The 2,126-nt window shown below is 35.8% G+C and carries 6 protein-coding genes; all 6 read left to right on the forward strand.

Annotated elements, in window-relative coordinates; all coding sequences use genetic code 11:
- Positions 1 to 163 (forward strand): DNA methyltransferase (locus GSM_RS14645; protein WP_010077742.1); only part of this gene is annotated, 163 nt, incomplete at its 5' end.
- A gap of 12 nt (positions 164 to 175) precedes the next feature.
- Complete coding sequence (locus GSM_RS02455) at positions 176 to 370, forward strand: helix-turn-helix domain-containing protein (protein WP_010077743.1); 195 nt, start codon at positions 176 to 178, stop codon at positions 368 to 370.
- Positions 363 to 812, forward strand: a complete 450-nt coding sequence (locus tag GSM_RS02460; protein ID WP_010077744.1) for a DUF1064 domain-containing protein — start codon at positions 363 to 365, stop codon at positions 810 to 812. Before GSM_RS02455 ends, GSM_RS02460 begins: the two co-directional genes overlap by 8 nt.
- Before the next feature lies 1 nt (position 813).
- Positions 814 to 1,287, forward strand: a complete 474-nt coding sequence (locus GSM_RS02465; RefSeq protein ID WP_010077745.1) for a hypothetical protein — start codon at positions 814 to 816, stop codon at positions 1,285 to 1,287.
- Between the two features lie 4 nt (positions 1,288 to 1,291).
- Positions 1,292 to 1,825, forward strand: coding sequence for a hypothetical protein (locus GSM_RS02470; protein WP_003688614.1), 534 nt, complete (start codon positions 1,292 to 1,294; stop codon positions 1,823 to 1,825).
- Positions 1,822 to 2,058, forward strand: coding sequence for a helix-turn-helix domain-containing protein (locus GSM_RS02475; protein WP_003688616.1), 237 nt, complete (start codon positions 1,822 to 1,824; stop codon positions 2,056 to 2,058). The genes GSM_RS02470 and GSM_RS02475 overlap by 4 nt, the downstream gene beginning before the upstream one ends.
- The last annotated feature ends 68 nt before the right edge of the window (positions 2,059 to 2,126 follow it).

Here is a 2,126-nt window from a genome sequence, read left to right on the forward strand (position 1 = left end):
CGGAGATGTAGTGATTGACCCATGTGCAGGAAGTGGCAGTACGTTAAGAGCTGCAATGGAACTTAATAGGTCAGCGTATGGCTTTGAGATTATGAAAGACATGTACAAGCAAGCAAAAGAACAAATGATTGACCATGCAGAAATATCATTGTTGAGCTTATGAGAGGGTGACATCATGAAAAAATTGAGAGAAATTAGGCAGAAGATGTGTATGACACAAGCAATGCTGGCTGACAAAGTTGGACTAACCAGACAAGCGATTACTGCTTATGAAGGTGGTCACAACTTTCCTGGTGAACGTGAGCTTAACAAGTTAGCTGATGTACTGTGTGTGAGCGTAGACGAGCTTATGGGGAGGAAACATGAATAAGGCTGGAACACATTTCAACAAAAAGATTGAATATGACGGATATAAGTTTGATTCAAAGAAAGAGTTAGACTTCTATCTCACATTCGTACGAGAATACCCCTATCGTTTCGATATACAGCGTTCATTCACGCTACAGGGTAATTGTGCCATAGGTGGTCTAAAGTTGCGCAGAATTGATTACAGAGCTGATTTCGTAATATACAACGACGATAACTCAATTCGACATGTGATTGACATTAAAAATGGATATTCAGCATATGCGGTAGATGCAAAGTCAAGACTGAAATTCAAAATGTTTGGTGCAAAAACAGGTATACCAATTGAAGTTGTTGTGCCAAGAAAACACGATTTCAGATTGCGAGTTTTGGGATTGACGACAAAATTTGAAGAACGAGTATTTAACAATTTTGATTACACGGTTATGGATTTGATTGGAGGATAGTATGAATGCTGCTAAGAAAACGAGAATTGCCTATCTTTTGGCTGAAATGGGTAGTGACTTAACACCGCTAGATGATGACGATGAAAGACTGGTTGAATACAGAAAACTTCTTGGAATACATTACATGAAGCCTATCAAGCTAAAAAGGATCTCAATCAGCAAAGAGGCATTTGCTAATGAAATCAAGAAATATCGCACAGCTAGAGAAATGATGGAAATATTTTCAATAGGCAATAACAAGCTGTATTATTTGATTAATAAATTTGAACTGCGTGATTTGTGGAATGAATATGTAATTCTAAAAGACAGATATATTGTTATCCAAAATGGAGTGGAACATGTGATAAATGGCGGTGGTCGAGGTATAGCAAAATATTTTGGAGTTTCTGTCTATACGGCAAGAAACAAAATTATGCCCGACAAAGAATATAAAGGCGCGAAGCTGATTAGGTACAGAGATTACGTTAAGGAGTGACAAAATGACAGAATATAAAAAAGGCGACAAAGTAGTTGTTGAAATTGATGAAATCGACGCTGATAAGTTAAAAGAAAATTACAATCTTGATATTTATAACAATCAGGTTTTAGGAAAGTTAGAAGACTTTCAGCCTGCACAAGAAAAAATCAAAATGACGGTCGAGGAAAAGAAAGAATTTGATAAGTTAGCTAGTATGTCTCCATTGTGTGCATTACTAAAGGTTGATAAAGATACTCAACCAATTTTATACAATAAACTTTGGCATGGACATGGTGATGATAAAGCCTCAAATCAGTTTGAATTCATTAAAGCACTTGAACATCCTGAATTGATTGAGGTAGTTCATGAGGACGTGAAAACAGTCAAGGTAGCAGGACTGTATCTTTGGAAATATAAAAATGAATACAAATTAGTGGCTGATTTTGATATGAGAAATGAGAATTACTATTTTACTAAGAGAGAGTTGAAAAAGATAAACGAGTTAGAGCAGTTTAAACATGTTGATTTAGTAGGAGCTTGGGAGGATGGAGAATGAGATCAGTTGCAAAGCAAAAAAATAAATTCGATATTGGAAACCATATTAGAATGATTAGGCTAGACCTTGGTTTAACTATGGATGAGTTTGCCAAAAAGATTGATGACAAAGCTAAAAGTGGAACAGTTGCAAACTGGGAAACTAATAAAAATGCTCCCAATAAAAAACGCTTAAAGAAAATTGCGGAACTAGGAAATACTTCTGTTGAACATTTGTTAGGAAATTATAGATGATTGGGGGATAGCTAATGATTGAAGAACGATTATCTAGCAAAGAAATGCAAGGCCTTGAAGCTGACTAT

The organism is Liquorilactobacillus mali KCTC 3596 = DSM 20444 (assembly GCF_000260415.1).
Lineage (GTDB): Bacteria > Bacillota > Bacilli > Lactobacillales > Lactobacillaceae > Liquorilactobacillus > Liquorilactobacillus mali.

Excerpts from the sequence above, each read along its gene's own strand:
- GSM_RS02455 (WP_010077743.1), top strand. The coding sequence starts at position 176 with ATGAAAAAATTGAGAGAAATTAGGCAGAAGATGTGTATGACACAAGCA.
- GSM_RS02475 (WP_003688616.1), top strand. The coding sequence starts at position 1,822 with ATGAGATCAGTTGCAAAGCAAAAAAATAAATTCGATATTGGAAACCAT.
- GSM_RS02460 (WP_010077744.1), top strand. The coding sequence starts at position 363 with ATGAATAAGGCTGGAACACATTTCAACAAAAAGATTGAATATGACGGA.
- GSM_RS02465 (WP_010077745.1), top strand. The coding sequence starts at position 814 with ATGAATGCTGCTAAGAAAACGAGAATTGCCTATCTTTTGGCTGAAATG.
- GSM_RS02470 (WP_003688614.1), top strand. The coding sequence starts at position 1,292 with ATGACAGAATATAAAAAAGGCGACAAAGTAGTTGTTGAAATTGATGAA.